This window comes from Cryobacterium sp. MLB-32, assembly GCF_000738085.1.
Lineage (GTDB): Bacteria > Actinomycetota > Actinomycetes > Actinomycetales > Microbacteriaceae > Cryobacterium.
In genome coordinates this window covers 1-26,888 of record NZ_JPRS01000010.1, presented here as the reverse complement: position 1 = coordinate 26,888, position 26,888 = coordinate 1, and the positions used below count along the sequence as shown (strand labels likewise).

21 protein-coding genes and 1 pseudogene are annotated in these 26,888 nt (G+C 65.2%); 6 read left to right on the top strand and 16 right to left on the bottom strand.

The window, feature by feature from the left end; all coding sequences use genetic code 11:
• Positions 1-1,034 (top strand): NAD(P)-dependent alcohol dehydrogenase (locus tag JF66_RS02445; protein WP_035874645.1); only part of this gene is annotated, 1,034 nt, incomplete at its 5' end.
• 75 nt (positions 1,035-1,109) lie between these two features.
• Here the strand turns inward: JF66_RS02445 and arfB are convergent.
• The 9 genes from arfB to JF66_RS02400 form a co-directional block, all read right to left on the bottom strand.
• Complete coding sequence (gene arfB / locus JF66_RS02440) at positions 1,110-1,532, bottom strand: alternative ribosome rescue aminoacyl-tRNA hydrolase ArfB (RefSeq protein WP_035874643.1); 423 nt, start codon at positions 1,530-1,532, stop codon at positions 1,110-1,112.
• A gap of 157 nt (positions 1,533-1,689) precedes the next feature.
• A complete protein-coding gene (locus JF66_RS02435) occupies positions 1,690-3,423 on the bottom strand; it encodes a bifunctional diguanylate cyclase/phosphodiesterase (protein WP_081882091.1) in 1,734 nt (577 codons plus the stop codon).
• Between the two features lie 161 nt (positions 3,424-3,584).
• Positions 3,585-4,589, bottom strand: a complete 1,005-nt coding sequence (locus JF66_RS02430) for a zinc-binding dehydrogenase (RefSeq protein ID WP_035874665.1) — start codon at positions 4,587-4,589, stop codon at positions 3,585-3,587.
• Between the two features lie 151 nt (positions 4,590-4,740).
• Complete coding sequence (gene rbsD, locus JF66_RS02425; RefSeq protein WP_035874640.1) at positions 4,741-5,124, bottom strand: D-ribose pyranase; 384 nt, start codon at positions 5,122-5,124, stop codon at positions 4,741-4,743.
• Positions 5,121-6,095 (bottom strand): ribokinase, encoded by a 975-nt coding sequence (locus JF66_RS02420; protein WP_231556260.1) that lies wholly within the window; start codon positions 6,093-6,095, stop codon positions 5,121-5,123. The genes rbsD and JF66_RS02420 overlap by 4 nt, the downstream gene beginning before the upstream one ends.
• On the bottom strand, positions 6,088-7,035 hold the full coding sequence (locus JF66_RS02415) for a substrate-binding domain-containing protein (protein WP_231556259.1): 948 nt from the start codon (positions 7,033-7,035) through the stop codon (positions 6,088-6,090). The genes JF66_RS02420 and JF66_RS02415 overlap by 8 nt, the downstream gene beginning before the upstream one ends.
• A 71-nt stretch (positions 7,036-7,106) precedes the next feature.
• Positions 7,107-8,078, bottom strand: coding sequence for an ABC transporter permease (locus JF66_RS02410; RefSeq protein ID WP_035874637.1), 972 nt, complete (start codon positions 8,076-8,078; stop codon positions 7,107-7,109).
• Between the two features lie 11 nt (positions 8,079-8,089).
• The gene (locus JF66_RS02405) at positions 8,090-9,604 is read right to left on the bottom strand and encodes a sugar ABC transporter ATP-binding protein (RefSeq protein ID WP_035874634.1); all 1,515 of its coding nucleotides are present in this window, start codon (positions 9,602-9,604) and stop codon (positions 8,090-8,092) included.
• Positions 9,601-10,635, bottom strand: coding sequence for a LacI family DNA-binding transcriptional regulator (locus tag JF66_RS02400; protein WP_035874631.1), 1,035 nt, complete (start codon positions 10,633-10,635; stop codon positions 9,601-9,603). The genes JF66_RS02405 and JF66_RS02400 overlap by 4 nt, the downstream gene beginning before the upstream one ends.
• Before the next feature lie 293 nt (positions 10,636-10,928).
• On the opposite strand from JF66_RS02400, the gene JF66_RS02395 reads away from it, so the two are divergent.
• Complete coding sequence (locus tag JF66_RS02395; RefSeq protein ID WP_035874628.1) at positions 10,929-11,948, top strand: NYN domain-containing protein; 1,020 nt, start codon at positions 10,929-10,931, stop codon at positions 11,946-11,948.
• A gap of 192 nt (positions 11,949-12,140) precedes the next feature.
• Here the strand turns inward: JF66_RS02395 and JF66_RS02390 are convergent, their stop codons facing one another.
• Positions 12,141-14,450 carry an FdhF/YdeP family oxidoreductase gene (locus JF66_RS02390; RefSeq protein ID WP_035874624.1) on the bottom strand — a complete coding sequence of 770 codons (2,310 nt, stop codon included), beginning with the start codon at positions 14,448-14,450 and terminating at the stop codon, positions 12,141-12,143.
• Positions 14,451-14,826: 376 nt separating this feature from the next.
• On the opposite strand from JF66_RS02390, the gene JF66_RS02385 reads away from it, so the two are divergent.
• Entirely contained in the window at positions 14,827-15,522 is a 696-nt protein-coding gene (locus JF66_RS02385) for a lipoate--protein ligase family protein (protein WP_156109623.1), read from the top strand.
• Positions 15,523-15,604: 82 nt separating this feature from the next.
• Complete coding sequence (locus tag JF66_RS02380; RefSeq protein WP_035874620.1) at positions 15,605-16,981, top strand: serine hydrolase; 1,377 nt, start codon at positions 15,605-15,607, stop codon at positions 16,979-16,981.
• 28 nt (positions 16,982-17,009) lie between these two features.
• Here the strand turns inward: JF66_RS02380 and JF66_RS02375 are convergent, their stop codons facing one another.
• The 5 genes and pseudogenes from JF66_RS02375 to JF66_RS02355 form a co-directional block, all read right to left on the bottom strand.
• Positions 17,010-18,884 carry a LuxR C-terminal-related transcriptional regulator gene (locus tag JF66_RS02375; protein ID WP_035874618.1) on the bottom strand — a complete coding sequence of 625 codons (1,875 nt, stop codon included), beginning with the start codon at positions 18,882-18,884 and terminating at the stop codon, positions 17,010-17,012.
• 290 nt (positions 18,885-19,174) lie between these two features.
• Positions 19,175-20,170, bottom strand: a complete 996-nt coding sequence (gene dhaK / locus JF66_RS02370) for a dihydroxyacetone kinase subunit DhaK (RefSeq protein ID WP_035874615.1) — start codon at positions 20,168-20,170, stop codon at positions 19,175-19,177.
• Between the two features lie 63 nt (positions 20,171-20,233).
• Positions 20,234-20,871: pseudogene (gene dhaL / locus JF66_RS02365) on the bottom strand (dihydroxyacetone kinase subunit DhaL).
• Positions 20,872-20,894: 23 nt separating this feature from the next.
• Positions 20,895-21,680, bottom strand: coding sequence for an HAD-IA family hydrolase (locus tag JF66_RS02360; RefSeq protein WP_035874612.1), 786 nt, complete (start codon positions 21,678-21,680; stop codon positions 20,895-20,897).
• Between the two features lie 2 nt (positions 21,681-21,682).
• The gene (locus JF66_RS02355; protein ID WP_035874609.1) at positions 21,683-22,546 is read right to left on the bottom strand and encodes a class II fructose-bisphosphate aldolase; all 864 of its coding nucleotides are present in this window, start codon (positions 22,544-22,546) and stop codon (positions 21,683-21,685) included.
• Positions 22,547-22,727: 181 nt separating this feature from the next.
• Here JF66_RS02355 and JF66_RS02350 point away from each other — a divergent pair, with 181 nt between their 5' ends.
• Positions 22,728-23,201, top strand: a complete 474-nt coding sequence (locus JF66_RS02350) for a heme-binding protein (RefSeq protein ID WP_051973030.1) — start codon at positions 22,728-22,730, stop codon at positions 23,199-23,201.
• 178 nt (positions 23,202-23,379) lie between these two features.
• Here the strand turns inward: JF66_RS02350 and JF66_RS02345 are convergent, their stop codons facing one another.
• A complete protein-coding gene (locus JF66_RS02345) occupies positions 23,380-24,315 on the bottom strand; it encodes an EamA family transporter (RefSeq protein ID WP_197059297.1) in 936 nt (311 codons plus the stop codon).
• A gap of 413 nt (positions 24,316-24,728) precedes the next feature.
• Here JF66_RS02345 and JF66_RS02340 point away from each other — a divergent pair.
• Positions 24,729-26,888: amino acid adenylation domain-containing protein (locus tag JF66_RS02340; protein ID WP_156109621.1), on the top strand; the 2,160-nt coding region annotated here is incomplete at its 3' end.

The window sequence follows — 26,888 nt, the reverse complement described above, 5'->3', positions numbered from 1 at the left end:
CCGCCGCCAACCAGCCCCTCGTTCGCACCACCATCGAGGTGCGCACCCCCGGCGCGCACGACGTGGCCATCGACATCAAGTTCGCCGGCATCTGCCACTCCGACATCCACCAGGCCCGCGATGAGTGGGGTGTGGGACTGTTTCCGATGGTTCCCGGCCACGAGATCGCCGGCTTCGTCTCCGCCGTCGGCAGCGACGTCACGCGCTACCGCGTCGGTGACCGCGTCGGCGTCGGGTGCTTCGTCGACTCCTGCCGCGAGTGCGCGAATTGCCTCGCCGGCGAGGAGCAGTACTGCCTGAAGGGCGAGGTCGGCACCTACAACGCCCGCAACTACGACGGCACCCCGACCAACGGCGGCTACAGCACCGCGGTCGTCGTTGACGAGAACTACGTGCTCGGCATCCCCGAGGGCATCGAACTCTCCGAGGCAGCCCCCCTGCTCTGCGCCGGCATCACCCTCTACTCACCGCTGAAGAACTGGCAGGCCGGCCCGGGCAAGAAGGTCGCCATTCTCGGCATGGGCGGCCTCGGCCACATGGGCGTGAAGATCGCCCACGCGCTCGGCGCCGAGGTGACCGTGCTCAGCCAGACGCTCAGCAAGCAGGAAGACGGCCTGCGTTTCGGCGCCGACCACTACTACGCCACGAGCGATCCGACCACCTTCGCCGAGCTCGAGAACCACTTCGACCTCATCGTGAACACCGTGGCCGCCAACCTCGACATGGAGCGCTACCTCGGCCTGCTCGCCCTCAACGGCACCCTCGTGCACGTGGGCATCCCCACCGAGCCCGACCAGGTGAAGATGTTCTGGCTCGCCTCGCAGCGCCGCTCGATCGCCGGCTCGAAGATCGGCGGCATCCGCCAGACGCAGGAGATGCTCGATTTCTGCGCGGCCCACGGCATCGGCGCCGACGTGGAGGTCATCTCCATCGACCAGGTCAACGAGGCCTATGAGCGTGTCATTCGCAGCGATGTGCGCTACCGCTTCGTCATCGACACGGCCAGCTTCGACAACGAGACCCGTTCGGCCTAACACCGCACCGATCTGACGAACGGATGCCCGAGGAGTTGCGGGCGGCCACGGCAACCGGATGCCGCCCGACCGGCACTACTCGGCGGCGGGACGCTGCCGGTTCTGTTTCGTGGCCGAACGCTGTTGTTTGGCCGCGAGGTGCCGCCGACCCGAACCCCTAGTGGGTTTGGTCGCCCGGCGCAGCGGAGCATCGGGGGCGAGCGCGTCGGCGATCAGCTCGGCGAGCTTGCGCAGGGCGATTTCGCGATTGCGCAGCTGGGAGCGCTCCTCGGAGGCGGCCATCGTGACCACGCCCCCGACAAGACGGCGTTCGAGGCGGGTGAGCAGCATCGCCCGCTGCTCGTCGGTCAGCGCCGCCGACTCGGCGACGTTCCACGACAGCTGCACCCGGCTGTCGGAGGTGTTGACGTGCTGGCCACCGGGTCCGGACGACCGCGAAAAACGCCAGCCCAGTTCTGTGGCGGGGATCGTCAGTGCGGGAGATACGTCCAGGTCCATGAACCAAGCGTCGCACGATCACCCCGGGCTGGGTAACCAGTCCGCGCACGTGGGCGTATATTCATCGCCAATCATGGTGTGACTCGGCGGCGGGGCGTGGGACCGGACACCTGGTTGCGCACCGGACGGAGGCCAAACAGCCCCCTGAGTCGCGGTGTCAGTCAACCCACCGCGCGGGAAGAGCTTCAGGCGCAACCGGCCTCGAGATGAGGTAGCCCTGCACCGTGTCGCAGCGCAGATCCCGCAGTAGCTCCAGTTGGCAGGGACGTTCGACACCCTCGGCCGTGACGGTGAGCCCGAGGGCGTGAGCGGTGTCGATGACGCCGCCCACGAGCAGCGCTTCAGCGGACGAGGAATCGATCGTGTCGATGAAGGTCTTGTCGATCTTCACCGCGGTCAGCGGCAAGCTGCGCAGCAGAGCCAGGGAGGAGAATCCCGTGCCGTAGTCGTCCAGGGCAATACTGACTCCGGCCGTGCGCAGGCGTTGAAGCTGGCCGATTGCCCGCGGCAGGTCGGTAATCGCGGCTCCCTCGGTGATTTCGACCTGGATCAGGTGAGCGGGAAGACCGTGACGCTCGAGGGCCGCCTCGAGTTCGGGCACGATCGTGCGGGCGGCGAGCTGCAGCGGTGACACGTTCACGGCCACACGACGGGGTGTTCCCGCATCCAGCCAGAGCTTGGCCTGAGCGCAGGCCTGGCTGATGACTCTGCGTCCGATGCGATGGATGTCGCCGGACAGTTCCATAATCGGGATGAACTCGGCGGGCGATACTGAGCCGAGGACCGGGTCCGTCCAGCGGAGCAGCGCCTCCACCGCTGAGCACTCGCCACTGGCCAGGTCCAGCTGCGGTTGGTAGTGCAAGACAAACGCGTTCGTCTCAAATGCAGCGGGAAGCCGCCGCCGGATGAGCGCATTCCGAACGATCGGCGCAGCCTCGCCCTGTCCATCGAGGCGCGCCACCTGACGCTTGCCGGCCTGCTTGGCCTTGATCATGGCCCCGTCGGCGTGCCGCAGCAGTGCATCAAGCCGACTGAGCTGTTGTTCCTCGGCGACATCACCGGTCATAGCAATGCCGACTGACGCGGACACGTACAGCTGATGGCCGTCAGCGGCGAACGGAACCGAGGACCCGAGCACAATCCGGTCGGCGATCGCGCGAAGTTGGTCCGCATCCACGTCCACCAGCAACATCGCGAACTCATCTCCACCCAGTCGGGCCAGCACATCGGTGGGACGCACCATCTGACGCAGCCGTTCTGCGAAGCTGACCAGAATCTCGTCTCCGATCTGATGACCGAACGTGTCGTTAATCGCTTTGAAGCCGTCCAGGTCGACGTACAGAACCGCGAAACGGGACAGGTCCCCCGCGTCATCGAGGGTTGCCGCGCCCCGCTCCGTCAGCTGCCGGCGGTTGGGTAGCCCCGTGAGCGAATCATGAAGCGCCGCGTGGCGAAAATCCGCCGACAAACGTTCGAATATCTGCGACACGGAGACGACCCGGGGACCATCGACGGTCAGCACCAGCACGTCTCGATAGCGTTGGTTTCCAGGGAGCTTGAGAATGCGCTGGGCTGCTTTCGAGAGACCCATCGAGCCGGGCAGGGCGAGCGAATTCTCGGGCACCATGTGACGTGCCGTCGCTCTGGCATACAGGCCTCGCCCGTAGCCGAGTCGCCCGGTGAGGGTGAATTCCACTTGTTCCCGCGTCAGCAAGAAGTAGTCGTCGTCGTCCTGCACGACGAGCGAACCCAGCTGGCGGTCGGCACGGAACACACGATCGATCTCGGCCACCGGGGTGGCCCCGGACACGATCTCCGCGCCCGTGGCCAGGTCTGCCAAACAGACGATCGGATTGTCACGGCGGCGCGCAGCGCCAGAAATGGTCCCCATGCTTTATCAGTACCGGATCCGGTCCCCTCACCCGCTTCCACCCGCCGCTGTTTCCCTCTTGTTCATGACCCGGACATGCTCCGTGCCTGTCGCCGGGCGTTTCGAGCGATGCCTTCAGGCGCGGAAGCGCGGGACGATGCCCGATCCCCCCGCAGAAATTTCTAGCTCGAACGGTTCTGCGCCTGATCGTCGAGCGCGAGCACTACCTTGCCGAGGTGGGAATTCTCGGCGAGGAGATCCTGAGCCTGACGCGCCCGCGTCCACGGCAGCACCCGGTCGATGCGCGGCCGCAGTACCTCGACATCAAGGTCAACCTCCGACCGGAGCGCGGCGGCGACAGCCGCCTTTTCCCGGGCATCGCGGGTGCGGAAGGTCACGCCGACGAGGCTGAGGCGCTTCAGCGCCACCGCTTCCAGATCAAGCACGCCGTGGCCTCCGCCGAGGCGACCCACGCTGACCAGACGGCCCGTGAGGGCGGCGCACCGCACGGAGCCTTCGAGATACGGCCCGCCGACGTGGTCGATGATGACGTCGACCCCGCGATTTTCGGTCAGGGTGAGCACCCTGTCTGCAAACCCGGCCTCATCCACGATCACCACGTGATCCGCTCCGAGCGATAGAAGCAGCTCGGTCGACCGGTCCGTGCGCGTGGTGGCGATGATGAGCCCGGCCCCGAGGTGCCGGGCCAGTTGCACACACTGCAGCCCCACCGACGAGGCGGCGCCGTGGATGAGTACCGATTCGCCGGGGGCCAACGCGCCGACCGTGCGCAGGGCGTTGTGTTCGGTCATCAGCCCGAGGATGCCCGCGGCACCCTCCGCGTAGGTCCACGCTTCGGGAATCGGCACCGCGAGTGCCGCCTCGACAACGACGAACTCGCTCAGGCCGCCCGCGACGAGGGACATCACGCGATCGCCCACGTGCACACCCGTGACTCCCGCACCCACGTCCACGACGTCACCCGCAGCGTCGAGGCCCACCACGACCGGGCCGAAACCGGGTGACGCGGTCTGGTGCGTTCCGGCCCGCTGGGCCAGATCAGCACGATTGACGGATGCCGCGTGCACGCGGATCTTGACCTGGCCGGCTCCGGTTGCCGGAGCGTCAATGTCGCGCATGACCAACTCAGATTCCTGCGCGCCCGACTCAATGACAATGGCTTTCATCCGGTCTCCCTGCTCGTGTGGTTCAGGAACCAGATCTCCGTCGCGCGCAGGTTCCCGATCATCCGAGGCTATCTGCTGGAGCATCCGGACCGGTGATGATCGTGATTCCAGACGGGAGAATCGCGGTGCCGCATCCGTCGGGCACCACGCCTTAGAAGGAGACGCCGCAGACCAGCGCCGCGTTGGCGAACGGGGTGGCCTCCCCCGTGCGAATGAAGAGTTTCGCGGATGCGGACAGATCCTTCAGCTCCGCGTGGCTGATGTACTCGATGTCGTCGAAGCGGTCGGCCAGCCATTCCCCGGCCGGAGCGGTCTTCGCTTCGACCGCAGCCACGCACCCCTGGAAAACGAGCTCGTCGAGTAGGGCGTCAAGAACCTGTTCGAACCGGGGAATTCCGTGCACGAGAGCCAGATCGATCACGGGAACGCCGCGCGGGATGGGCATGCCGCAGTCCGCGAGGAGAACCACATCCGTGTGGCCGAGCCGGGCCAGTGCGCCCGACAACTCGGCATTCAGGATGCCGCGTTTCTTCATGCGTGCACCATCGCATTCGTCGTCGGCAGCACGTCGGCCAGCATCGGATAGGAGGTCTGGGTTCCTCGGCCCTGCACCGCGAAGGCGCCGACGCGCACAGCGAGGCCAACGGCACGCAGGAGGGGTGCCCCGGCGGCCAGCTGAGCGCTGAGTGCACCCACGAAGGCATCGCCGGCCCCCGAACTGTCCACGGCGACGACCGTGGGCGACGCCACGGAGTGGGTGCCATCCCGGTCAGCGCAGATGGCTCCCCGCGCACCGCGGGTCAGCACCACGGATGCGACGCCCGATTCCCGCAGCCGAGCCACCAGCTCGGCATCGTCGGTCGGGATGGCGCGCTGCGGTTCCAGTTGCGCGAGCACGAGGGCGGCCTCGTGCTCGTTGACGACGAGGGGGTCTGCCCTGCGGATCACCTCGGCGTCCAGCTCGATGACGGGGGCCAGGTTCAGCACCACCCGCCCGGTCGCCAGCTGCGCAGCCCGCACGATTCCGTCAGCGGGAATCTCGCCCTGAAGCACCACGACGGTGGCGGCGGCGATGAGGGTGGCGCTGGCCTGCACGGCCTCGGCATCCATCACGGCGTTGGCGCCGGGGATGATCACGATCGTGTTCTCGCCATCGGCCGCGACGCTGACCAAGGCGAGCCCGGTGGGCCTATCGACCGTTCGAACGGCCGACTGTTCGACACCCGCGCTGGTCAGGATCGCACCGGCGACCACAGCCTGGGAATCCCGGCCGACGGCGCCGACCATACTCACCCGGGCGCCGAGCTGGGCTGCAGCAACCGCCTGGTTGGCGCCCTTCCCGCCGGGCAGGAACTCCATCGACGTTCCGATGAGGGTCTCGCCCGGCTTCGGGTGGCGATGGATGCGAATCAGCTGGTCGACGTTGATGGAGCCGACGACCACCACCGAACCCGGCTCGACGCTGCCAGAGGGTGAGGTGAGGGCAGTGCTGGCGATGTCACTCACTTGGTGAAGTCGCCGACATTCGCCTGGGTGACGGAGACGACCTCGACCGGGACGGTCTTCTCGATCGTGTCGCCGTTGAGCGCCTTGACAGCGGATTCGATGGCGAGCTTGCCGAGTTCGGCCGGCTGCTGGGCGATGGTCGCGACGAGCGTGCCTGCCTTAATTGCTGCGAGCCCGTCGGCCGTGCGTCGAAGCCGACGACGGAGACGTCGGTGCCGGCCTGGGCGCCGAGCGCCTGGATCGCGCCGAGGGCCATCTCATCGTTTTCCGCGAAGATTCCGGTCACGCCCGGGTTGGCCTGCAACAGGTTGGTCGTGACGTCGAGCGCTGCGGCACGGTCGAAGTTGGCTGTCTGCGTGGCGACCACGGTGATGTTGGGATACGCCTTCAGCCCCTCCTCGAAGCCGGCGCCGCGCTCGCGACTGGCCGAGGTTCCGGAGACGCCCTGCAGGTGGATGATGCTGCCCGTCTCGCCCATGGCCTTGGCGAGTTCGTCGGCGGCCTGTCGTCCGCCGGCGACGTTGTCGCTCGCGACGAGGGAGGCGAGATCGACGCCGTTGACCGTGCGGTCCACACCGATGACCGGGATCCCGGCCGTGATCAGGGCCTCGACGGCCGAGGATGCGGCATCCGAGTCGACCGGGTTCACGATGACCGCATCGGCGCCGCTCGCGGCGGCCGTCGCGAGCTGGTTGGCCTGCGTCGCGGAGTCGTTCTGGGCGTCGACGATGTCCAGCTGAACCCCGGCCTCATCGGCGGCGGCCTGCGCTCCGTCGCGCAGTTCCACGAAGAACGGGTTGTTCAGGGTGGAGATGGCCATCACGATCGTGTTGCCGGAGGCCTCGGCGCCGCCGCCGCGGCCGCAGGCGGTGGTTCCCGCGAGGATCAGGGCCGCCGTGGCGGTGAGCGCCGCGATCTTGATGAACGAGGATGACTTCATTGTGTTTCCTTTGTGTGGTGTGGAGAGGGTGTGGAGCGGGGGAAAGAGTGCCGGATACCGGCTCGACCGGGTCAGCTGCTGCGGGTCTTGCGTCGCAGCACGTCGACACCGACGGCGAGGGCGATGACGAGGCCGATGACGACCTGCTGCCAGAACGAGGTGACGTTGAGCAGGTTCAGGCCGTTGCGGATGACGACCAGAACGAGGGCGCCCACGAGGGTGCCGGAGATCCTGCCGAGGCCGCCGGAGAGGGATGCCCCGCCGATCACGACGGCCGCGATGGCATCGAGTTCATAACCGGCCGCCGCCTGGGGCTGCGCGGAGTCGAGACGCCCAGCGAGCAGCAGGCCGGCCAGGGCCGCGAACAGTCCGGCCAGGGCGAAAACGGTGACGAGGATGCGCTTGACCGGGAGCCCGGAGAGCCGGGCGGCTTCGGCATTGCCGCCGACGGCGTACATCGAACGCCCGATCACCGTGCGGTTGAGGATGAACGAGGCCCCCAGAGCAGCGATCACCAGGATGACGATGGGCATGGGAACCGGGCCCAGGTTGCCGCCGAGGAACGATACCTCGGGCGCCGTCTGAATCGGGCGGCCGTCGGAGATGACCAGGGTCAGTCCGCGTGCCACGCTGAGCATCGCGAGGGTGGCGATGAAGGAGGGCAGCTTTCCGTAGGCGTTGGCCAGGCCGCTGATCACGCCGGCCAGTGCGCCCACCGCGAGGCCGCCCACGAGGGCGATCCAGCCGGGGAAGCCGCCGCTGGCGAACATCCAGCCCGAGGCCATGGCCGACAGGGCCGCCACGCTGCCGACGGACAGGTCGATACCGCCCGCCACGATGACGAACGTCATACCGAACGCCAGCACGGCGACGGTGGAGACCTGAATGCCGATGTTGAGCAGATTCTGCCCGGTCAGGAAGTTCGGGGTGGCGATGAACAGGGCGAGACAGAGAACGACGAGCCCGACGAGGGCGCCGTTGTTGGCGAGGAACTTCTTGTAGTCGACGCCGCGGCGCTGCGCCGGCATGGTTGTGCTGGACATGGTGTGATTCCCTATCTCTGTTCGTGCTTCTCGTCGACGTCGCGGGCGGCGAGTGTCATGACCGCGTCTTGGGTTGCCTCTGCTGCGGTGAGCTCGCCGGCGAGCCGGCCGTCGCGCATCACGAGGATGCGATCACTCATGCCGAGGACTTCCGGTAGCTCGCTGGAGACCATCAGGACCGCTCCCCCAGCTGCCGTGATCGTGTTGATCAGTTCGTAGATCTCGACCTTGGCTCCCACGTCGACGCCACGGGTGGGCTCGTCGAGCAGCAAGACCGTGGAGGCGGCGATGATCCAGCGGCCGAATACCGCCTTTTGCTGGTTCCCTCCGGAGAGCGCGCCGATCGGCTGGTCGATGGTGTGCATGCGGATGCGCAGTTTCTTCGCGACCTCCGTCGCCCGGCTGCGCTGGCCGGCGAAGTCGACCAGCCCCAGCTGGGCGGTGGAGGCAAGGGTGGCGTAGCCGAGGTTGTCGTTGACGGAGGCGTCGAGCACCAGCCCCTGTGCCTTGCGGTCCTCGGGAACATGCCCGATGCCCGCCGCGATCGCGGCCTTGATGTTGCCGTTCGGCAGGTTCCGGCCACGCACGGCAACGGTGCCGGACGTGTACCGATCGGCGCCGGCGATGGCCCGGATCAGCTCGGTGCGTCCCGCGCCGACCAGTCCGGCGATGCCGAGCACCTCTCCGGCCTTAACGGTGAAGCTGATGTCGCTGAACAGGCCGGTCGACGTGAGATTCTGCACGGCGAGGATCTCGGGTGCCTTCTCCATCCGGCCGGAGACCCGCGGGAACTGATCCTCGATGCCGCGCCCGACCATCAGCTTCACCAGCTCGTCTTCGGATGTCGAGGCCGGCACCTCCGCGATGAACTCCCCATCGCGCAGCACGGTGACGGTGTCGCCGACCTCGGCGATCTCATCGAGGTGGTGGCTGATGAATAGCATGCCCACGCCACGCTGGCGCAGGTCGGCCATGACGGCGAACAGGCTTTCGGTCTCGTGGCGCGTGAGCGCCGCGGTCGGCTCGTCGAGGATCAGGATGCGGGCGTTGATGCTCAGCGCTTTGGCGATCTCGACGAGCTGCTGCCGGGCGATGCCGAGGTCTCCCACCAGGGTGTCGACGTCGATGTCCAACCCGATCAGGGCCAGGGCTGCCCGGGCCTGGCTGCGCAGGGCACGGCGGTCAACGAGGCCGTGCTTGGTCGGCGTGCGTCCGAGCATCACGTTTTCGGCAATGCTCAGGGTAGGAACGAGGTTGAGTTCCTGGTGGATCGTGGCAATGCCCAGCGCCTCGGCCGCCCGCGTGTTCGGCACGGTGACCGTCTTTCCGTCCACCAGAATGTGGCCGGAATCCGGCTGGTAGACGCCCGCCATCATTTTGATCAGGGTGGACTTTCCGGCACCGTTCTCACCGAGCAACACCTGCACCTGGCCGGGGTACACGCTGACCGTGACGTCGTTGATCACCGTGACCGGCCCGAAGACCTTCCCCACGTTGTGCAGGGTAAGCAGTGGTTGTGGAGTCATGTCAGTTTCTTCCTTCTGCGGGAGGCGGGCAGGATCGGCGACGCCGAGGAGGCCCGGACGACGAGTTCGCTGGGCAGAACCACCGACTGGGGCGTGTCCCCGGCAATCACCTGGAGCAGCAGCTCAACGGCGATCCGGCCCATGTCCTCCACGCTGTGAGAGATGACGCTGAGCGCAGGGTTGAGCAGGGCGAACCACTCGATATCGTCGAAGGCGACCAGTGCGATGTCGGTGCCGATACGCAGCCCCAGCTTGTGCAGGATGGCAATCGCGCCCACGGCCATCAGGCTGTCCGCGGCGAGGAGCGCCGTCGGCGGGTCGTTCAGGCCCAGCAGCGCGTGCACGCCGGCCGATCCGCTTCCCGCCTGAAAGTCGCCAAAATAGACCAGATCCGGGTCATGACGGAGACCGGCTTCGGCCACCGCCGTGGTGAAGGCGGCGAAGCGGTCGTGGCCGGTCGACGTTGCCTGCGGGCCGGAGATGTAACCGATCCGGGTGTGCCCGAGGGAAGCGAGATGCGCAACGGCCTGACGGATGCCGGCCTCACTGTCGGTGGTCACGCTCGGCACGGCGATGCCCTCGACGGTGCGGTCAACGAAAACCGTCGGGATCTCCCGGTCGATCAGTGCACGGATGCTGCCGGCGCCGTCTCCGAGGGGCGCCACGATGATTCCGTCCACCCGTCGGGAGATCAGGGTGCCGAGATACCGTTCCTGTTGTTCCTTCTGTTCGTTGGCGTTGCCGAGCAGGGTGACATATCCCGCCGAGAGCGCGGCTTGTTCCACGGTGTGCGCGAGGTCGGCGAAGAACGGGTTGCGCACGTCCGGTACCAACAGCCCGATCGAATCGCTGCGGGTGGATCGCAGGGCCCGGGCCTGGGCGTTGGGCCGGTAGTCCAGCTCGGTCACGGCCGCAGCGACCTGGGCCCGTGCGTGAGGGGAGGTGGCTGGGTTGCCCGAGAGCACTCGGGATGCGGTAGCCGCGGAGACGCCGGCCAGCGCAGCAACGTCTTTGATTGTGATGTCCGCCATCGTGTCACCTCATTGTGTGCGTGGAATCGATTCCATGGAATCGATTCCATACTAGATCCCGCGGTGCGTGCGTGTCAAAGCGCCCCGCGGGCCGACACGCTCCACACCCTCGTGGCTGACCCGCCCGACCCGGCCCATCGACTGCTCGAACCCCGAGAGGCGGATTGGCTCAACGCCGGCTGCGCATCCGACAGCCCGACGCATTCGCCGAGTTGCTACCACCACGCCTCTCGCCGCACACTAGAGGTACCGGATAGCTACTGAGTCTTCCGCCTGCGGCTAAGGAGCTCACCATGACCGAACCGAACGACGCCCGTGTCGGCCTGTACATCGACTTCGACAACATCGTCATCTCGCGCTATCAGCAGCTGCACGGGCGCAACGCCTTCCAGCGCGACGGTATCCGCGATTTCGACAAGACGAGCCGCGATGCCGACCCCGAGGTCGCCGCGAAGCTCGCGGCCGCCACGGTCGACTTCAATGCCATCATCGACTTTGCCGCGTCCTTCGGCACCCTGGTCGTCAATCGCGCCTACGCCGACTGGTCCGTGCCCGTCAACGCCAGCTACCAGCGTCAGCTCATGTCGCGCGCGGTCGATTTGACCCAGCTGTTCACCACGACCACCCGGGGCACCAAGAACGGTGCCGACATCCGCTTGGCCGTTGACGTCGTGGAAGACCTCTTCCGGCTGCCCGACCTCACGCACGTGATCATCATCGCCGGCGATTCCGACTACATCGCCCTGGCCCAGAAGTCGAAGCGACTGGGTCGCTTCGTCGTGGGAATCGGCGTCGCGGGCTCGACGAGCACCTCGCTCGCGGCCGCGTGCGACGAGTTCGAGGACTACGACTCCCTGCCCGGAATCGACAACTCCACGGCGACGGCCGCCGCTGCCGCCACCGCCCAGCGACCTAAGACAAGCAAGAAGGCCGTGGAGCCGGCCGAAGTTGCACGCGAAACCGCCCCCATCGAGGCCCGCAAGTTCACGACGATTCCCATGTTCTCGCACACCGACGATGCACAGTTCGACGAGCCGGAGCCTGTCGACGACATCGACCCCCAGACGGTCGCCACCGAACTGCTGGTGCGCGCGCTCCAGATCGGGCACGCCAAGGGCGACGCCGACGAGTGGCTCAACACGGGTTCGATCAAGAACCAGATGCGCCGGATGGACCCGTCCTTCAAGGAGAAGCCGCTCGGCTATCGTTCCTTCACCGATTTTCTCTCCTCGCGCAGCGACCTTGCCGAGCTCAAAGAGGATGGCCCGCAGCGCCTCATTCGCCTGCGCCCTGAGGCGGAGAACCGGCGCTGAGCCAGGCACGTCCGCGGCGGGTACCTCGCACTCCATCGCCGGTTTCGTCAGGGCCGCAGGTGCGCTCGCGACCAAAGCCGGGCGGACGCCGTTGCAGCAGCGCAGTCCTGACGTTCCGCTCGAGAACTGACCACTTCCGGACGAAGGCCCGAGCGCGCCGTGTGCGGCGCGTCCGGGCCACCAGCGAAAGGCCTACTGGGGTGCGCGTTCCAGCCGAACGATGACGGCTTTGGACACCGGTGTATTGCTGCCGTCCGCCACATGGTCCAAAGGCACGAGAACGTTCGCCTCGGGATAGTAGGCGGCCGCGCACCCCTTGGCGCTGGGATAGGAGACCACCCGATAATTGCGGAGTACTCGCTCAGCGCCGTCATCGTGCACCCCGTGCACGTCCACCCGTTGGCCGTCAGCGAACCCCAGGTCGGCAAGGTCCTCCGGATTCACGAAGACCACATGGCGGCCTTTCTTGATACCGCGGTACCGGTCGTCGAAACCGTAGATCGTCGTGTTGAACTGATCGTGGGAACGAAGGGTCTGCAGGATCAGGGTGCCGGCCGGCCGGTTGAGGAACTCGAGGTCGTTGACCGTGATCACGGCCTTGCCCGTGGGCGTGGGGAACGTGCGCGAATCGCGCGGCCCGTTCGGCAGGACGAAGCCGCCCTCGTTCCGGATCTTGGTGTTGTAGTCCTCGCAACCGGGAACCACGTGGGAAATGTGTTCGCGAATCAGGTCGTAGTTCTTCTCAAAACCGGCCCAATCGGCGGTGGTCCTGCCCTCAATCGTCGCTCGAGCAATCCGCGAGATGATGGCCACCTCGGACAGCAGACCAGGCGCCACCGGTTCGACCTTGCCGAAGGACGGGTGCACAGCACAGACCGTGTCTTCCACCGACACGAATTGCTTCCCCGACGCCTGCCGATCAATCTCGGTGCGGCCCATGGTGGGCAGGATCAGCGCCTCCGCGCCCACAACCGCGTGCGAACGGTTCAGCTTGGTAGAAATCTGAACGGTCATCTCCGTGCCCTGCATGGCGGCCTCGACGGCTTGGGTGTCCGAGATCGCTCCGACCAGGTTGCCGCCCAAGGCCATGAAGAACTTGATGCCCCCCTTCTGCATGCCCTGGATGGTCTGCACCGCGTCGGCGCCATGCTCCATCGGAGGCGTGAAACCGAATTCCGTGCCCAGCGCGGTCATGAAAGCGGGCGCCATCTGTTCCCAGATGCCCATGGTCCTGTCGCCCTGAACATTGCTGTGGCCGCGGATCGGGGAGGCTCCGGCGCCAGGCTTTCCGATGTTGCCACGCAACAGCAGCAGGTTGATGATCTCCTTGATCGTGGCCACCCCCTTCTTCTGCTGGGTCAAACCCATGGCCCACGTGATGATGACCTTGTCAGACTTCAGGTAGCGGGCCGCCAATTCGTCTATCTCCACGGCTTGCAGGCCGGTGGCCGCCAGAACGACGTCCTCGTCGAGTTCCGACAGGTGCAGTTTCAGTTCTTCCAGACCTTCACAGTGCTTCTCAAGGAAATCGTGGTCCAGCACCGTCCCGGGGTTCTTCGCCTCGGCGTCGAGCACACGCTTGGACACGGCCTGGAGCAGTGCCATGTCTCCGCCCAGCCGGATCTGCATGAATTGGTCGGAAATGTCAGTCCCTCGGCCGATGATGCCCTTGACCAGCTGCGGGTTCTTATACCTTTTCAGGCCCGCTTCCGGCATGGGATTCACGGCGACGATTTCGGCGCCGTTTGCCTTGGCTTCCTCCAGGGCAGTGAGCATACGTGGATGATTAGTACCCGGGTTCTGACCCATGATGATGATCAGATCGGCCTTGCCGAAATCGGCGTACGCGATAGTCGCCTTGCCGATGCCGATGGTGTCACCCATCGCCCAGCCCGAGGATTCGTGGCACATATTGGAGCAATCCGGCAGGTTGTTGGTCCCATAGCCGCGAACGAAAAGCTGGTAGGCGAAGGCGGCCTCGTTGGAGGCGCGGCCGCTGGTGTAGAAGGCGGCCTCATTGGGCGACTGCAGGCCGAGGAGTTTGCTGCCGATGAGGGAAAAAGCCTTCTCCCAGCTGATCTCCCAGCTGATGGGCCGATAGTGGTCCTCACCAACGGCTCTGTAGACGGGCTCGGTCAGACGACCCTGCATCCCCAACCAGTATTCCGAGCGCTCAAGCAGATCGGTCACGGGATGGTCGGCCCAGAAACTGGACGAGACGACAACGGGCGTCGCTTCCCAGGTGACCGCCTTGGCGCCGTTTTCACAGAACTCGAAGGCCTTGCGATGATCCGGGTCCGGCCACGCACAGCTCATGCAATCAAAGCCGTCTTTCTGGTTCATCGACAACAGGGTCTTTCTCGTGCGATCCACACCCATATGTTCGAGTGCGGGAATCATGGAGTGCAGCACGCCAGGCAGCCCGGCCGCCCATTGCTTCGGCGCGCCAACCTCAATATCGCCGTCGTCAGGTTCTTTTACCGGAGGGTTCTCGCTTGCCATGGCAACTCTCTTCTTCGTCCATCTGTCGGCTGCAGGGCCCGAAGCGGTACTGCGCCCTTCTCCTATGACTAACATTTCCGGTGAACCAACGCAATCAGAATGGAATAACTGTCCATCTCGCCGCCCTCAACGCGATTGCCGTCGACCGCTGACCGCTGGGTTTTGTCGCCCGGCTGCCTGCCGCCGCGGGAAACCCCATGAGAAGCCGAACCGACCTGTCTGACCACGGGTAACATCAACAGATGATGGCGTCTGAACCGAACAGTCCCGGAGCACGCGAGGCTCGTTTACCTGGTCTCGGCGTGAGCGTTCGCAGCGGTCTCCATTACCAGCCCCGAACGCCGCATTTCTGCGCCGCGCCAACGGAGTGGGTGGAGTGAAACCCGTTACTGTGTGCGGACAAATGGGTGCCGGGGCACAATCCGATATCGACCACACCCTGGTGCTGATGCGCGAGATGCAGCACGCCGAGAACCCCGATCCGATTGTGCGGGCCTATGCTCCACGCTCAACGGTGGCATTCAGCCGTCGGGAAGGCCTCATGCCGTCGTTTCCCGCTGCTCAACAGGCCGCTCGGGACCATGGCTTCGCTCCGGTCATCCGCCTCGCCGGCGGCAGAGCCGTGGCGTACGACGAAAGTTGCCTCGTCATTGACCTGATCACCCCGTCCCATCAGGGCGTCGCCAACGACCGCGTTTTCGACGTGGCGTCTGAGGCCATGCGGCGGGTGCTTGTGGACCTCGGCATCGACGCCCGTGTTGGAGCGGTCAGCGGTGAATACTGCTCCGGACCGCACAGTGTGAATGCACGCGGTGAGGTGAAGCTCGTCGGGATCGCCCAGCGGGTCACTCGAGGAGCACGGCTCGTCACAGCATCCATTGCCCTGGGCGCCGCGGGCCGACTTCGATCCGTCATCGACGACGTGTACGCCGCCATGTCGCTCGACTGGGACCCGCGAACATTCGGCACGTTGGCGGGGGAAGGAGTGCAGGCCACTCCGGAGGAACTCGCACGAGTCATTGTGGCGGGCCTTGCCCTGACCCATACGGATTGGGCCGAGCCGCTCGTCTAGGCCACGCCGAGCTGGCCGGTCGCGACCGCGGATGCAGCGTAGCCGGGTTACGCCACAGCGATGGACCCGGCAGAATTGGGTCATGACTCCGCTCCCCCGCAGCACTCCCGAAGCCGAGGGACTCTCCCCCGCTGCCATCCTCAATTTCGTCACCGCCGCGGAGGAGCAGCTCGAGAGCCTGCACAGCCTCATGGTCGTTCGACACGGCCGCGTCGTCGCGGAAGGCTGGTGGAATCCCTACGCGGCGCAGCATCCGCACCTCATGTTTTCGGTAAGCAAGAGCTTCACCGCGACCGCCATCGGGCTCGCCATCGGCGAGGGCCTTCTCACGCTGGCAGACCTCGTCGTCGACCTGCTGCCCGACGACCTTCCCGCGCAGATTGACCCACACCTGGCCCAGCTCAGCGTGCGCCACCTGCTCACCATGACCACAGGGCACCCGACCGATACGGTGTCGCTCGCAGACGACTCGCACGGCGACAACTGGGCGCGCACCATCCTCGCCCAGCCCCTCGAGTTCGCACCGGGCACCCACTACGTCTACAACAGCGGCGCGAGCTACCTGCTGTCGGCGATCATGCACCGGCTCACCGGAGAGCGACTGTTCGACTACCTCACCCCGCGGCTGTTCGACCCGCTCGGCATCGTCGGTGCCACCTGGCAGACCTGCCCGCGCGGAATCGACGCCGGCGGCTGGGGACTGTCCATCACAACCGAGCAACTCGCGACGTTCGGCCAGCTGCTGTTGCAGCGCGGAGAGTGGAACGGCACGCGACTTGTTGGGGCAGAGTGGATCGACGAGGCCACCTCGATACAAGTGGACACCTCCGACACCGAGCACGATGTGGACGGCCGTCAGGGCTACGGGTACCAATTCTGGCGGAACCGGCCGACGGGCTACCGCGCCGACGGTGCCTTCGGCCAGTTCTGCCTCGTGCTTCCGGAACAGGACGCCGTGGTCGTGCTCACCGCGGCGCTCCCCGTTGCGCAACGCGCTCTCGACCTGGTCTGGCAACACCTGCTGCCGGCGTTCACCGACCACCCACTCCCCGAGACGACAACCGATGTCACCGCAACCCTGACGTCTCTCGCCCTGCCGACCGTCGTCGGCGAGTCCTCGTCACCGACGCTGGCCCGGGTGGCGGGCATCCGTTTCGACTTCGAAGATTCCCCGGTGACCACGGCGATGCTCGAGCCCGGGCTGCTCACGATCGGCCGCGGCGGCGTGGACCGGCCGCTGGCCTTCGGCCATGGTGAGTGGGTGGCATCCGCCGATGGCCGGGTTCGGGCAAGCGGCGCGTGGGTCGCCGCCGACAGACTGGTCGTGCGCGCGCACAACGTCGGCACGCCGTTCTCACGCACGTTCACCCTCGACTTCGGCAGTGACACGGTGACCCTCGACATCACACAGAACGTCGCGTTCGGAGACCTTCCGCACACGCACATCGTCAGCCGCTGACCGCTCGGATCCGCGTCACTCCAGGCGGCTAACCCCAGGGATGCGCAGGCTCGGGTTCTCGGCCGTTCATACCCGCAAGCATGGTGCGGTTGCGTGCCCCGGTCTTTCGCAGCACCGACCCCACATGCTTCTCCACCGTCTTCACCGAGATTCCCAGTTCGCTGGCTATCTGTTTATCGGCCATGCCACGAATGACCATTGAGTGCACCTGCTTCTCCCTGACCGTGAAGTTGTCGGCGCCCGATTCACGCGGGGAGGCGCCGATCAGGTGGTCGAAGATGTCTCCCTCCACGAGCGCCTGGCCCAGGCCGGCCGCCACGAGCGTGCGGGCGATCGTGTCCGCGCCGGCACGTTGATCGACGAATCCACGCACGCACGCGTGCCGAGCTGAGCGCACCTGCTCCACCGTGGGGCTGTCAGTGAGCACCACGATCGCGACGTCGGGATCCAGCTCGCGGATCCTCGCCAGAATCCCGGTCGCGTCCCGATGGACCATGGCAATGTCAATCAGAATGACGTCGGGGCGAAGCATCTCGTACGCGGCGAGCAGCTGATCCGCGGAGCGAATCTCGGCCGTCACCTGGATCGTCGGCTCCGCCAGGCTCAGCAGCCGCACAAGTCCCGCGCTGATGACCGGATGGTCGTGGGCGATCAGGATCTCCCACAACGGCCGACCCGCGGCGCCCCGCGCCGGTGCACGGTCCGGCAGGGTGGCCCGCACCTTGGTGCCCCAGCGGGGCGTGGTGTCGATGTGCACGTCGCCCCCGATATGTGTGGCACGGGAGGCCATGTCATGGAGCCCGCGGCACCGAGACGGCAACGTGGCATGGTCACCGTGTACGCCGGCAAGGTCGAATCCCCGGCCGTCGTCCTCCAACACGACCACGAGCGTGCCACGGTCGTAGATCAGACCGGTGCGCACCGTCGTCGCGTGTGCGTGGGCGACCACGTTACTGAGCGCCTCCTGCACAATTCTGAAGGCTTGATGGGCGACCTCCGGCGCGAGCGGGCGCACGTCACCGATGACGGTCAGCCGGGTTGTAGCGCCCGACATGGCTTCAACCCACGCCAGTTCGGACGCGATCGCGTCGTGCAGGCTTCGGCCGGAGAGAGCCGGCGGGTCCATACCAAGCACCGTCCGACGGGTCTCCGTGAGGGCATCGTGTGCGATGGTGCGGGCATTGCTGATGTGCGTTGTCACCGCGTGCTGAATGTCGCCGACACGGCTGGCGCTGTCGGCCAGATCGAGAGTGAGGAGCAGGTTGGCCAAGGACCGGCCCACGGTCTCGTGCACGTCGCGCACGGCACGTTCGCGTTCTATGGCGACCGCAGCCTCGCGTTCCCTCACCGAGGCCTTGGAGTGCAAGTCGGAGTTCATCATCGCCACCGCGGCATGGCTCGCGAAAAGCCAGGCCAGCCGAGCCTCCTCCACGGTGAAGACTCGATACTGGTCCGGGCTGAAAAGGATGAACGCGCCGACGATCTGTTGGCCCCAGTGGATAGGCACCCCGATCACCGCGCAGTTCCACCGAGGGTCGGTCGGCGGGATATGACCGCACTCGATACTGCTGTACGCGTCGAGGATGACTGTCGACCGGCTGCGAACGATCTGGCCGGTGAGCCCCTCCTCCAAGGAGAACGTCTGTCCCTCCTGACACCCGACTCCGATGTCCACCTTCTTTGTGTAGGTGCCGCCGGTCTCATTCACCAAGGAGATGGACCCCGATACACAATCCAGCAAGGATGCGGCGTGGCCCAGAATCCGGCCAAGCAGCGGCTGCAGCTCAAACCGGCCAGCCAGATCACGGGCCAACTCCGCGATCGAATCCAGCTGGGGCTGTTCGCCGACGTTCCTTCCCGCTCTCTGATTCAGGATCGCACTCTCCCGCTGTGCCTTTCCCATTTCCATCCTCCTTGACGAAACACGCAGCCACGACTGCTGCGGCAGGTCATTGGCGTTCTCCTCACCATAACGGCCCCGCCCGAGCTCCCCTCCCTGCGGGCTATCCCTCATTCGGGATGAGCAAATACCCTGACCGCGGCCGCCGGGTCGAGGTTTACTGCCTGGCTGAACCCTCACGCACGGGCAGGTTCGGCTCCCGCGTCATCACCTGGCCACATACCTCCGGCGGGGCCGGTCACCAGGTGGTGACCGGCCCCGCCGTCTTCTCGTTCCGTGACGCCCGTCGCGACTCAGAACACCCGGATCGGCACTTCCGCCGGGTCCAGGAGCAGCGACTCGATTTCATCGTCAAGCCTGACCAGGGTGATGGAGGCCCCGGCCATGTCCAGGGACGTGCAGTATTCACCGACGTAGCTGCGGCCCACGCTGATGCCCTGTGCGGCGAGACGCTTGTGTGCCTGCCCGTAGAGAAGGTAGAGCTCGCTGATCGGGGTTCCGCCAAGCCCATTGACCATGAGCGCCACGCGATCCCCGTCGCTGAACGGCAGGTCGCTGACGATCGGGGTGAGCAATTCGTCGACGATCTCATTCGCACTCATCATCTTGGTGCGGCGACGCCCGGGTTCACCGTGGATGCCCACGCCGACTTCGATCTCATCCTCACCGAGCTCGAACAGGGGGCTGCCCTTGGCCGGCGGAGTGCAGGCGGTCAGCGCAACGCCCATGGTGCGGGTCACCGAATTGACCTTTTCGCCGATCCGGATGACCTCGTCGAGGTCAGCTCCTCGTTCGGCGGCGGCGGCTACCGCCTTGATGACGAAGAAGTTGCCCGCGACCCCACGGCGACCGATCGTGTACGTGGAGTCCTCCACAGAAACGTCATCGTTGATGAAAAGCGTCTTGACCTGGACACCATCGGCGGAAGACATTTCCTGCGCCATTTCGAAGACCATCCTGTCTCCGGTGTAGTTGTTCACGAGCAACAGCACACCCTTGGGCGAGGCGAGCAACTTGGTGGTCTCGTAGACGTAGTCGAGGGGCGGGGCGGCGAAGATATCCCCTGGGCAGGCAGCGTCCAGCATTCCCTTGCCCACGATCATCACGTGGGCGGGTTCGTGACCGGAACCGGAACCCTGCACGATCGACACCTTGTTCACGTCGGGGCCGTCGGCACGCATGATCAGGTTGTACTCCGGTACGTACTTGAGGGTGTCCGGGTTGGCGAGCGCCAGGCCTTCGAGCATCTCAGGCACAAACTGCTTCGGATCGTTGACGAACTTCTTCATGTGGTCTCCATGTCGTGTGATGGTCGGGGTCGAAAAGGAAAGAACGGCGAGGCAGGGATCCAGTCAGTCACGGTCCCATTCGGCGGTGATGCGTTCGATGATGATGGCGACGGCGACGGCACCGGCGTCCGGGGAGCCGATGCTGCGTTTCCCGCTGTAGCTGGCCCGACCGCGTCGTGCTTCGAGCACGGTTGTGGCGTCGGCGCATTCTCGGGCGGTCCGGCTGAATGCCTCACGACACTCGGCGGGGCTGGCGCTGGCCGCAAGGTGACGTTCGAGCTCGTCGGTAGCGGGAATCAGGCGTCCAGCAAGGTCTTGTCGCCCAGACTCGCATTTCCACGGGCCATGATGCCATCGGTGGCAGCACGCAGCATGGAAACGACGGCAGCTCCGTCCATCGTGTCGACCGTCTTCGCTGCGGTCGACGCCCGCAGAAAAGCCGTTCCCCACAGAGGGCCCGACGTACCCCCGATCCGGCTGGAGATCGTGAGGGCGATCTGCTGCAGAAAAGTGGCGACGTCATCGCGTTTGAAGGTGTCCCAGTCGGCGAGGACCTTTTCGAAACCTCGGGCCAGGGAGTAGCCCAGATCTCCGTCTCCGACAACGGCGTCGAGGTCGCCGAACTCTTTCTCGTTATCGACGGCGGTCTGCGCGAGGGTGCGGACGACGTACTCGACGTCGGCGAGGTCAGTGGAAGTCATGGTGTCTCCGAAACTAGTCTGGGTCAGGCCGGGAAGGCCGGCGTCGTCAAGATGGCGTGCAGTGTCGCGAGCGAGACGGCATCCGGCACGCTGACGCCGGCGAGATTGCCGAGCACCTCGGCGGGTTCGCCAACCAACGGATCGCCGAGGGACGTCACCACCAGCGAGGCGCCCGCGAAGTCCTCCTCGCGTGTGTACCCGCTGACGGTCACGACGGTGCGCAACCCGGCGCCGAGGGCGGCGCGCAGTCCATTCGCGCTGTCTTCAACCACGATCGCTTCGTCTGGATCGACACCGAGCGCCTTCAACGCAAGCAGGTAGATATCTGGGGCGGGTTTCTTCTGCGGCACGACGTCCCCGGCGAAAACCGAGAAGTGCTGTGAAAGTTCTTCTCCGATGGCGTGGGAAAGCACGGCGCGGACGGCCGGTTCTGCCGATGTGGAGGCGACGGCGAGTGTCCAGCCCGCGTTGTGCGCTTCTCGGACGATCCGCGCGATCCCGGTCCGAGCGGGCATCGCACCCGACTCCACTAAGTGCGTGTATACGGCGGTCTTGTGCCGGTGCCAGGCCTTGATCGCCTCGTCCACGGCATCGTCGTCGGCCAAGCCGAGTGACGAGGCGATTTCCGGAGTCACGATGCTGCGCATCCGTTCCTTCCCGCCGCCGATTTTCACTTTGTCGGCGTACTCCTCCACGCTCCACTGGACGGGCACGTTGAAGTCGCGGAAGGTCTGGTTGAAGGCGGGCAGGTGCCCATACTGCTCGGTGTCGGCGAGCACGCCGTCGCAGTCGAAGATGAGCGCAGGCACGCTCAGCGACCGCCCTTGCCCGCACTGCCGAATTGTTCGGCCAGCCCGGTGACCATCGTGATGATGTCCGTCCGAGTGTGCGTGAACAGAGCCGGAGGGTCCCACTTGTCGTTCTGCTCGGCCAGCGTGAGAAAGGCCAGGCTCGACTTCATGAACCTCTCCTTGAGCGCCGTCGAAATATTCACCTTCGCGCACCCGCGCGCGATGAGGTCGGCGAACTGTTGCGCGCTCAACCCGCTGCCGCCATGCAGGGCGATGGGAATGTTGCGAGCCTCCACGATCTCGGTGACACGTGCGGCATCGAGCACCGGGGCGGCGCGGTAACTGCCGTGGGCGTTTCCGATGGAGGGAGCGAACACGTCGATGCCGGTGGCATCGATGAACGCCAGAGCCGTTCGGAGACTCTGTTGCAGTCCGACGTCGTCCGACCCATGATCGTCTTCGACCCCGGTGATCGCCTCAATCTCCCCTTCGACCTGGGCTCCGTAGCGGCGGGCCTCAGCGACCACCTCGATGGTCTGGCGCTGGTTCTCCTCGACGGGCAGGGCGGACGCGTCGAAGAGCACGGAATTCCATCCGGCCTGAAGGCATTCGGTGACAACCGCGCGGTCTGGACAATGGTCCAGGTGCAGCGTCACCGGCACCTCGATGTCACGAGTCAGCGATTGCCACATGTCGAACAGCACCCGAGAACCGATGGTGCGCACCGTCTTCACGGACGTCTGAAGGATGATGGGCGAGTTCGCTTCCACTGCCGCCGCGAGGACCGCCTCCATTGTGAGGTCGTTGAAAATGTTGATTGCCGGCACGCCGTACCGGGCCTCGAAGGCCGGCCCCACTATGTCCTTCAACGGAACAACACCCATGACTTACCTCCCGTGACTCAAGCGGATTTAAGGCTAGGTGAGCCACTCAGGCAGCGAAAGTCGGGATAACCCGCACTGCCAGGTGGGGTAACCACCACTTATTCGCGGAGGTGATCGCGTGTTTTAGTTATGTCCACCGATCTCGAGCCAACCCCACAATCCCAACTGAAAAGGACACCCCATGGCAGCCGGAACTGTACTCGAAACGATCACGCTGGCGGAAGCCCACCGCGTCATCGACGCCGCTGTCGCAAAAGCGATCGAAATCGGTCAGCCGATGGACATCGCCGTCGTCGACGCCGGAGGAAACCTGAAGGCGCACGTGCGCATGGATGGCGCCAATATCGGCAGTATCCCGATCGCCATAAACAAGGCGTATACGTCCATTGCATTTCAATGCGATACGCATGCTCTGCAGGAAGCAACCCGTCCCGGGGGCCCCATCTTTGGATTGAGCGATGCCCACGGCGGCCGGCTGGTGGTCTTCCCCGGCGGCATCACGCTGGTGCGCGACGGTCAGATTATGGGCGCAATCGGGGTGTCCACGGGCACCATCGAGCAAGACCAGGAGGTAGCGACCGCCGGCGCTGGAGCGTACTCATCAGACAGCACCGTACTGGACGAATCGTTGGTGGCGGACCCCGTCGCTGCATAACACACGGCTACCGCCGAGCGAAGATCACGCCGACCAACCCCGATGGACGCGTCTGAGGCGAGGTCAGGGGCGTCACCTCTCTCACCGGCAGTGCACTCTCACGTGATCGGGTCGGATCCATCGGGGTGGCAGTGGATGCGCGTTCCGCTGATCGGTCGACGTCAACAACGGTGAATCGCTATTCGGCACGAACGTACCGAGGCGCCGGATCGTGAGCTGGGGATGAACCGACCGTTTTCTCGGCGTCGGCTGATCTGCCCCATCGCCGCGGCACGATTTGGCCCGCGACGATAGCGGCCAGAGCAAGCGCGAAGCCGAAGAGTTGCATCGGCCCCAGGTTTTGTCCGAGAAGAACCACACCCAGCACGGCGGCGACCAGAGGAGAAAGGAGCCCGAGGACGGCCACCGACGTCACAGGAATCCGACCGATCCCTCTGAACCAGAGCGTGTAGGCGAGAAGTCCGCCGATGATCCCCAGCCAGGCGTAGCCGAGGAGGGCCGTTGCATCAATGGCCTCGGGAATTCCTTCGAACATCACGCTGACGGGAAGCAGGAAGATCCCCCCGGCTGTAAGCTGCCAGCCGGCCAGGGTCAGGGCACTGACGCCGGGAGGACGCCCCCATCGTTTCGTCAGAGTTACACCGAGTCCCATGGACACGGCTCCGGCCACACCCGCAACAATGCCGATGGTGTCGAGGGTCGCTGTGGAGCGCAAGACGATGAGAGCGATCCCGGCAACGCCGACCACTCCCCAGACCACCCGCCACGCCGACAACCGCTCGCCAAGCAGGGCGACGACGAGCACGGCAACAACGAGCGGTTGCGCGGCGCCGAGCGTTGCGGCGATGCCTCCCGGCAGGAGGTAAGCGGCGACAAAAAGAAGCGGAAAGAAGGCCCCGATATTGAGAACACCAAGGACCATGGATTTCCACCACCACTGTCCCCTCGGCAGGGTGCGCGTGATCGCGAGCGCGATAAGGCCGGCAGGAAGAGCTCGCGCCAAGGATGCGAACAGTGGATGGTCTGGGGGCAGGAATTCCGTCGTCACGAAGTACGTTGTGCCCCACACCATCGGCGCAAGAGCGGTGAGCAGGGTGATGCGGACGGACTTCACGTGACACTCCTTAACGTTGAAATGTTCAACGTTGAAAAGTGTACCTGATGGTCTCGACTATCGTCCCACAGTGACGTCAAGACGGTGCAGTGCACGATCGCTGGACCGAATGATCGCCCAGTGCGCGCAGGTGCGCCCGGATCGTGATCCCTCTCTCGCTGTTCTCCAGCATCCAGATTCAACGGCCCTCCACGGCAGGATGAATTCTTCGTGTCCGTCCATTGACGGGGTGTTTATTCGCTGGACACGTGGTTGCCCTTTCGCGAAGAAGCAGAAAGCGATTCGCTAGTTGAGCGGAGCAGCCCGGCCGAGAGTCACGTTCACGCACGTGATGTCGGGTAGCTGGCGCGCAGGCACAATGCCTGTCCTCGCCGAGCTCTCTGCGATCCAACACACAGTTTTAAGGGAGATTCATGCCTGGATATGACAACACTCACATTCCGTTGACGGTCGTCGAGAAGCTCTGGGGTCAGGTGCTCGCTGATGCGGAACGGATCGCTGTCGAGTCGGAGGCCGGGACTCTGAGTTACCGGCAGCTGTGGGACCGGAGCGTTACGATCGGTTCCGCGTTGCGCGATCACGGAGTGACGACCGACTCGATCGTGGGGATACTCACCGAGTCGACGCTGGAATTGGAAGTCGCCGTGTGGGCAGTCCTGCAGTCTGGCGGTGCCTACCTTCCCCTGTCGCCGGAATACCCCACCGAGCGGCTCCGCTACATGATTGCCGATTCCACGGCAGTCGCCATCCTCACGACCCGGGCCTTGGCCAGGGACGCGCGGGCGACCTGCGGTGCGGATGTGACCATCCTCTGCGTCGAAGATTTCCCGGCCGGTGACGGCTCATCTGTCGACGAGATACCAACAGCCATCGATCCCAGCGACCTCGCGTACATGATTTACACCTCCGGCAGCACCGGAAAGCCCAAGGGCGTGATGATCGAACACCGCAGCATCGGGAATCAGATGGGCTGGATGCGCGACAAGATGGGGATTGACGGTACAGATCGTGTTCTGCAGAAGACCCCCTTCAGTTTCGACGCCGCCCAATGGGAGATTCTGGCAGTCGCAATTGGTGCGACCGTGACCATGGCGGGGGTCGGGGACTACCGCGACCCTGGAAAGCTCATCGCGACCGCGAAGGAATATGGCGTGACGACCATTCAGTGCGTACCAACGCTCTGGGCCGCGCTCGTAGAGACTGACGGGTTCGCAGATTTGACCCTGTCCCAGCTGTTCAGCGGAGGGGAGGTGCTCACCACCCAGCTGGCACGTGAGCTCACAACCGCTCACCCGGGCGCACGGACGGTCAACCTGTACGGTCCGACCGAAACGACGATCAACGTGACGGCCCACGTTGTCGCTGAAGACGATCTTGGTGGGGACAACAGAGTTGTTCCCATCGGATCGGCGGTGAGCTCGACGGAACTGCTCGTCCTCGACCACGATCTGGAGCCCGTCAGTGCAGGAGAGATCGGGGAACTCTGCGTTGCCGGCATTCAGCTGGCCCGCGGCTACGCGGGGCAACCCCAGCAGACGGCGGAGGGGTTCCCTCACCTCCTCGATGCGAGCGGAGCCCTGCGTCGAATCTACCGAACCGGGGATCTGGCCCGACGAGGCCCCTCCGGCACCGTGTCCTTCATCGGGCGAAGGGACAACCAGGTCAAAGTCAACGGACACCGCATCGAGCTTGACGAGGTGAGGCTCGCAGTCGAAAGCCATCGGTGGATCCGCCAGGCCGTCGTCGTTCCATGGACAACCCGAGCTGGCGGCGTTCAGTTGGCGGCGTTCATCGAGCTTGACAAGAAGGAGGCCGCCTTGATGGACCAGGGAGCGCATGACGGCCACCATCAATCAAAGGTGAGCAAGGTCGCAGTGCTCGCGCAGTTGTCAGACGACGGGATGAGGTCCGCCGACGAATTGGTCGACCGTACTGTCATCGAGCTACCCCATCACGACGCGAGCGAGGTCGATATCGACAGCGCCTTTGAGCGCAAGACATATCGCACCTTTCATGGCGACATCGACAGTTCCCGCATCGTGGAAGCGATTCGCACGGCCGTCGGCCCGATACGCCGAGAGGTACCTCTCGCTCCTGCCACCAGCAACCGGGAGATGTTGGGGATTGTGCTGCGCTGGTTCGGTCCGTTTGCCAGCCCGGAGCGCCTCCTCCCGAAATATGCCTACGCCTCCCCCGGCGCACTGAACGCGAACCAGATCTACCTCGAACTCGCCGGCGTGGCCGGAATCGAGACCGGCATCTACTACTTCCACCCGCTGAATCACCAGCTGGTGCGGGTGGCGCCCTGCGCGGCAGGGGAACCACGCATTCGCCTGCACCTGATTGGCAAAAGAGCGCGTATCGAGGAGGTTTACTCGACCAATGTTGACGAGGTCTTGCACCTTGAAGCCGGCCATATGCTCGGGCTCCTCGACGAGGTAGCCGCATTGCATGACATGAGTGTGACCGACGCATCCGACGCCCCCCTGCCACTTATCGACGTTCTGTCACAGGACGGATACATTCGCTCGGCGTGCGTGGACCTCGTAGCTGGTGGCATCGGATATGTGGCA